Here is a 6243-nt window from a genome sequence, read left to right on the forward strand (position 1 = left end):
GCGGAGACCCCGTCGGACGGGGTCTCCGCTTCACCGGGTTCGTGAGGTCTCGCCCGGTGCGTGAGGGGTTCACCCGGTGCGTGAGGAGTCCACCGGGTGTGTGGGGGCCGGGCCTGGAGGATCAGGCCGCGTTGCGGAACACCGGCAGGTAGCCGCCGGACTGCCCGTTCGCGGTCGGGTGGTACGACTCGCTGATGCTGAGCCAGTTGACGCTGTGGAGCCAGGAGCTGCCGGAGCAGATCTCGTGGCCGGTGAAGGTGGAGCGGACGTCACCGAAGGTGAAGCCGTGGTCCATGGCGCGCTTCTCGATCGTGGCGTTCAGGTGGTCGGAGGCTTGGTTGATGGCGCTGCGCTTGGCCTCGGACAGGCCCAGGCACGTGGTGCCGAGCTTGTAGAAGCGGGGGTAGCCGAGCACGACGACATGGGCGGAGGGTGCCTTGGCGCGGATCGCCGAGTAGACGGCGTCGAGCTTCCCGGGCAGCGTCGAGTCGACGTATGCCCGGGCGGTGTTGATGCGGCTGATGCAGGTGCTGTCGGACTGGGTGACACAGGTCGTCATGACGTCACCGAAGCCGGCGTCGTTGCCGCCGACGCTGATGGACACGAGGCCGGTGCCGGCGCCGAGCGGGGTGAGCTGACCGTTGCGGACGTCGTCCGTGCGGGCGCCCGCGCAGGCGGTGAAGTGGAAGGACGAGGGGGCGTTGGCGGCGGCCCACAGCTGGGGGTACGCCTTGGTGCTGCGCTTGCAGTCGCCGCTGGAGCTGATGTAGCTGCCCGCGCCGAGGCCGGAGGAGTAGGAGTCGCCGAGCGCCACGTAGCCGGTGGCTGCGGCGTCGGTCGCGTGGGCCGCGGTGGCTCCGGTGAGCGTCGCTGCGACGCCGAGGAGGACCGAGCTCAGGTATGCGACAAGTCGGGAACGTCTCATGGAACCTCCCTTTAGCAGGATCTCCGCCACAACTGTCGTACCAACTACGCGTGTTGACGGGAAGTGTCCATGCCAAGTCTTTTGTGTGCGTTCGGAGTCGCTTTCAGAACTGTTCTCGATCGCTTTTCGGACCGTTAGCGGTCACTTCCGGTCCGATGCCTCACCGCACCCCTGCCCTTGATTTCGCGTACATGACAGATTTGTTGACGGGTGCTCAACTCCCTTGTTCCCCACCTCAGGAGCACCCACGCTTGATCCCAGCCCGCGGCGGTACGCCCCGCTCCGGGCCGTGTGCGCGAGCACGCGCACATCCCCCACAGACGCAGCGCCCCACCGGGCGCGCGCCGCCCAGAGGAGGACTCCCTCGTCATGGCACACCTGCGGAGCAAGAAGGTGCGGCTCGCCGCGATAACCAGCCTGGCCACCGCCGCACTCGTGGGCGGACTCACCGCCCTCCCCGCCCAGGCCGCCCCGGCCGAGGGCACCGTGCTCGCGGCCGGCTCCCCCACCGCGATCAAGGACAGCTACATCGTCACCCTCAAGCGGGGTGCCGGCTTCAAGGCCGCGTCGGGCCAGGGCAAGGACCTGATCGAGGAGTACGGCGGTTCGGTGAGGAAGACGTTCGGCAGCGCCCTGAACGGCTACACCGCCACCCTCTCCGCGACCGAGGCGAAGAGACTCGCCGCCGACCCGGCCGTGGCCGCCGTCGAGCAGAACCAGCGCGTCTCCATCGACGCCACCCAGTCCAACGCCCCCTGGGGCCTGGACCGCATCGACCAGACCTCGCTCCCGCTCTCCGGCACCTACACCTACCCGGACAGCGCGGGCACCGGCGTGACGGCCTACGTCATCGACACCGGCGTGCGCATCACCCACTCCCAGCTCACCGGCCGCGCCGTCAACGGCTACGACGCCGTCGACGGCGACACCACCGCGCAGGACGGCAACGGCCACGGCACCCATGTGGCCACCACCATCGCGGGCTCCACCTACGGCGTCGCCAAGAAGGCGAAGATCGTCGCGGTGCGGGTGCTGAACAACAGCGGCTCGGGCACCACGGCCGGCGTGATCGCGGGCATCGACTGGGTGACGAAGAACCACTCCGGCCCCTCGGTCGCCAACATGTCCCTCGGCGGCGGCGTCTCCACCACGCTGGACACCGCGGTGCGCAACTCCATCGCCAGCGGCGTCACCTACGCGGTCGCGGCGGGCAACAGCAACGCCAACGCCTCCTCGTTCTCCCCTGCCCGGGTCGCCGAGGCCATCACCGTCGGCGCCACCACCAGCACCGACGCCCGCGCGAGCTACTCCAACTACGGCTCCGCGCTGGACATCTTCGCGCCGGGCTCCTCCATCACGGCGGGCTGGCACACCAGCGACACCGCGACCAACACCATCTCCGGCACCTCGATGGCGACCCCGCACGTCGCGGGCGCGGCGGCGGTCTACCTGGCCGGCCACCCCTCCGCCACCCCGGCGCAGGTCGCCTCGGCGCTGACCGCCGGCGCGACCACCGGCAAGGTGACCAGCCCCGGCAGCGGCTCCCCGAACCGCCTGCTGAAGCTCGTCCCGTGACACTCCCGCGGCTGAGGTGACCCACGGTTCCCCGGAGGTGCGCGGCGCCTCCGGGGAACACCTGCGCGGTCTTGACGGCCCCCTCGGCACTGGGCCACATTGAAGCCCGGCATCCGGCGCTTCGGGGGGCAAAGTCGCCCATGCAGACCATTCGCAGCACAACTGATCCAGGCGGAACGGATACGACGGACCAGACGGATCCAGCGGATCCGACGGACGGGACGGACGGTGCCGAACGGGCGCGGTCAGGGCCGGGGAGGGACCTGACGGCACTGCTCGCGGGCGCGGCCACCGCAGCCGGCGGGCTGGGCGCGCTGCTCGCGTTCACCGGCCAGGGCTCGCCGCTGCGCGGCCCGTTCGTGCTGTTCTTCCTGCTCGCGGCACCGGCCGGGGCGATCGCCGCCGCGCTCACCGGCCTGGACCCCTTGGGCCGCGCCGTCGCCTCGCTGGCGGGGGCGGTGGCCGTCGACATGCTGGTGGCCCAGGTCCTGCTGGCCACGCACCAGTGGTCGGTGCGCGGCGGGCTGGTGGCCGTGTCCGCGTTCAGCGCCCTCGTTCTCCTGCTGGTCGCGGTGCGGCGGTGGCACGGCCGTACACCGGGAAGACGGGGCTGGTGACGTGGACATCAGTGTGTACCGACCCGGCGAGCTGACCGCCGCCGACCGGGCGGCGTGGACCGCACTCCAGGCCAAGGCGCATCTGCACGGCGCGCCGGAGCTGGGCAATCCGTTCCTGTCCCCCGAGTTCGCGCTCGCGGTGGGCCGGTACCGGCGCGGGGTGCGGATCGCGGTGGTCCGGGAGAAGGGCGACCCGGTCGCGTTCCTCCCCTTCCAGCGGTCCGCCGCCGGGGTGGGCCGGGCGATCGGGCTCGGCGTCTCCGACGCGCAGGGCGTGGTGCACCTGCCCGGGTTCGCCTGGGACGCCCGGGAGCTGCTGCGCGCCTGCGGGCTCGCGGTCTGGGAGTTCGACCATCTGGTCGAGGGCCAGCGGCCGTTCGCGGGCGGGGTCACCGGCACCTTCCCGTCCCCGGTCGTGGACGTCGACCAGGGCTACGACACCTATCTCGCCGGGCTGCGCGAGCGCTCGCCGAAGTTCACCCGGACCACGCTCGCCAAGGAGCGCAGACTGGGGCGGGACGCCGGCGAGGTCGTCCACGTCCACGACGAGCGGGATCCGGCCGCGCTGCGCACGCTCATGGCGTGGAAGTCGGCGCAGTACCGGCGCACCGGGCGCAGCGACCGTTTCGCCCAGGGCTGGATCACCGATCTGGTCCACCATCTCTTCCACACCCGCACCGACCGGTTCGCCGGCATCCTGTCGGTGCTGTACGCGGGCGGGCGGCCGGTCGCCGCGCATTTCGGGCTGCGCGGCGAGCGGATCCTCGCCTGCTGGTTCCCGGCGTACGACCCGGCGTTCGCCAAGTACTCGCCCGGTCTGGTCCTGCACCTGCGGATGGCCGAGGCGGCCGCCGCCGACGGCATCGCCCAGCTCGATCTGGGCCGGGGCCAGAAGGAGTACAAGGACTCCCTGAAGACCCGGGACATCCAGGTGTCGGAGGGGTGGGTGACCCGTCGCCACCCGGTGGCGTTCGGGCACCGGGCACGCCGGGCCCCGGTGCGGGCCCTGCGCAACGCCGTGGTGTCCCGGCCGGAGTTGTTCGAGCCCGCCGACCGGCTGCTCAAAAAGGTGGGGAAGATCCGCTCAGGGAGGCAGCAAGGGGAAAAAGACCAAGAATTCCGGGCCTTGTCGCAGACCTTGCCATAAACGCTCATTCATCAATACCGTCGTCATCTCACTCACATCGACCGTCACCCGGCGGGCCGGGGGAGGGCTCAGGGCCGCGGTGGTGCCGGTGTGAGGCGCGGTAGGGGGGGTGCCGTATCCGGTCGGCGTGCGTCCGCACGGGCGACCGGGACGTGCCGCGCAACCGGCTGCCGTTCCTGGGGCCGGCGAGTTGTGCCAGTGACACAACCCCCCTTTCGAACCGGACACACAGCCGGGCCGCCCAGGGGCGGGCGGTCCACCGGACGAGAGGGACCAGACCCATGAGCAGTTCAGTACTGCGCCCGGCGGCCACGGACGACGAACCGGCCAGGGTGACCGCGTACCGGCCGATCTCCTCTCACCTGGCCATCGCGCCGCCGGTGAGCGTGGTCATCCCCGCCATGAACGAGGCGGAGAACCTTCCCTACGTCTTCAAGACCCTGCCCGCCTGGATACACGAAGTGGTCCTGGTCGACGGCAACTCCACCGACGCCACCGTCGAGGTCGCCCGTGACCTGTGGCCCGGCGTGAAGGTCGTCCGGCAGCGCGGCAAGGGCAAGGGGGACGCCCTGATCACCGGGTTCACGGCCTGCACCGGCGACATCATCGTGATGGTCGACGCCGACGGCTCGGCCGACGGCAACGAGATCGTGTCGTACGTCTCCGCCCTGGTCTCGGGCGCGGACTTCGCCAAGGGCTCACGCTTCGCCAACGGGGGCGGCACCGACGACATGACGTTCGTCCGCAAGCTCGGCAACCGCACCCTGTGCACCGTCGTCAATCGCAAGTTCGGCGCCCGCTACACCGACCTCTGCTACGGCTACAACGCGTTCTGGCGGCACTGCCTGGACAAGATCGACCTGGACTGCACCGGCTTCGAGGTCGAGACCCTGATGAACATCAGAGTGGTCAAGGCGGGCCTGAAGGTGCAGGAGATACCGAGTCACGAGTATCTGCGCATCCACGGCACCAGCAACCTCAGCGCCGTGCGCGACGGGCTGCGGGTGCTGCGGGTGATCCTGCGGGAGCGCTCCAACCGGCGGGCGCTGCGCCGCCGTACGCACACCTCGCCGATGCCGGACGCGGTGCGGGGAGAGAGGTCTTGAGCGGTACGGGAGGAGAGGCCCCCGGCGCACCCGGGATCTCCGTGGTGATCTGCGTCTACACCGAGGACCGCTGGGAGGACATCCGCGCCGCGGTCGCCTCGGTGCGGGGGCAGTCCCGGCCGGCGCTGGAGATCCTGCTGGTCGTCGACCACAACCGGGCGCTGCTGGACCGGCTGGCCGGGGAGTACGGGGAGGCCGGGGACGTGCGGGTGCTCGCCAACGCGGGTCCCCGCGGGCTGTCCGCCGGCCGCAACACCGGCATCGCCGCCTCGCACGGCGAGGTGATCGCCTTCCTCGACGACGACGCCGTCGCCGAACGGGACTGGCTGCGCCGCTTCGCCGACGGCTACGCCGACCCCCGGGTGATGGCGGTCGGCGGCCGTACGGTGCCCGTCTGGGCGTCGGGCCGCCGTCCCGTCTGGTTCCCGGAGGAGTTCGACTGGGTGGTGGGCTGCACCTACAAGGGCCTGCCGCCCGGCCGGGTGCGGGTGCGCAACGTGCTCGGCGGCAACGCCTCCTTCCGCCGGACCGCGTTCGCCGCGGCGGGCGGCTTCGCCACCGGCATCGGCCGGAACGGTGACAGGCGCCCGCTGGGCTGCGAGGAGACGGAGCTGTGCATCCGGCTCACCCGGGCGGTGCCCGGTGCGGTCCTGCTGATCGACGACCGGGCGGTCATCCACCACCGGGTGCCGGCGGGCCGCGAGCGGTTCGGCTACTTCCGCACGCGGACGTACGCCGAGGGCCTGTCGAAGGCGCTGGTCACCCGGAGCGTGGGCGCGGGCAGGGGACTGGAGTCGGAGCGGCGCTACGCAGGCCGGGTGCTGCCCGCCGGGGTGGCGCGCGGGCTGCGCGACGCGCTGCTCGCCCGGCCGG

At 71.6% G+C, this 6243-nt stretch carries 6 protein-coding genes; 5 read left to right on the forward strand and 1 reads right to left on the reverse strand.

Going from position 1 to position 6243, the window contains the following annotated elements; translation table 11 throughout:
• Positions 1 to 121: 121 nt before the first annotated feature.
• Positions 122 to 925, reverse strand: a complete 804-nt coding sequence (locus tag CCN42_RS01025; RefSeq protein WP_086732630.1) for an SGNH/GDSL hydrolase family protein — start codon at positions 923 to 925, stop codon at positions 122 to 124.
• 369 nt (positions 926 to 1294) lie between these two features.
• On the opposite strand from CCN42_RS01025, the gene CCN42_RS01030 reads away from it, so the two are divergent.
• The 5 genes from CCN42_RS01030 to CCN42_RS01050 all read left to right on the forward strand — a co-directional run.
• Positions 1295 to 2500 carry a S8 family peptidase gene (locus CCN42_RS01030; RefSeq protein ID WP_086170136.1) on the forward strand — a complete coding sequence of 402 codons (1206 nt, stop codon included), beginning with the start codon at positions 1295 to 1297 and terminating at the stop codon, positions 2498 to 2500.
• 140 nt (positions 2501 to 2640) lie between these two features.
• Positions 2641 to 3117, forward strand: coding sequence for a DUF1616 domain-containing protein (locus tag CCN42_RS01035; protein ID WP_245877089.1), 477 nt, complete (start codon positions 2641 to 2643; stop codon positions 3115 to 3117).
• A gap of 1 nt (position 3118) precedes the next feature.
• Complete coding sequence (locus CCN42_RS01040) at positions 3119 to 4264, forward strand: GNAT family N-acetyltransferase (protein ID WP_086732631.1); 1146 nt, start codon at positions 3119 to 3121, stop codon at positions 4262 to 4264.
• Between the two features lie 281 nt (positions 4265 to 4545).
• A complete protein-coding gene (locus CCN42_RS01045; RefSeq protein WP_086732632.1) occupies positions 4546 to 5370 on the forward strand; it encodes a glycosyltransferase family 2 protein in 825 nt (274 codons plus the stop codon).
• On the forward strand, positions 5367 to 6243 hold an 877-nt coding region (locus CCN42_RS01050), incomplete at its 3' end, for a glycosyltransferase family 2 protein (protein WP_245877090.1). The genes CCN42_RS01045 and CCN42_RS01050, both read left to right, overlap by 4 nt.

This window comes from Streptomyces glaucescens, from assembly GCF_002154375.1.
Classification (GTDB): Bacteria; Actinomycetota; Actinomycetes; order Streptomycetales; family Streptomycetaceae; genus Streptomyces; species Streptomyces glaucescens.

Coding starts and splice junctions, on each gene's coding strand:
- CCN42_RS01030 (WP_086170136.1), top strand. CDS start 1,295: ATGGCACACCTGCGGAGCAAGAAGGTGCGGCTCGCCGCGATAACCAGC.
- CCN42_RS01045 (WP_086732632.1), top strand. CDS start 4,546: ATGAGCAGTTCAGTACTGCGCCCGGCGGCCACGGACGACGAACCGGCC.
- CCN42_RS01035 (WP_245877089.1), top strand. CDS start 2,641: ATGCAGACCATTCGCAGCACAACTGATCCAGGCGGAACGGATACGACG.
- CCN42_RS01025 (WP_086732630.1), bottom strand. CDS start 925: ATGAGACGTTCCCGACTTGTCGCATACCTGAGCTCGGTCCTCCTCGGC.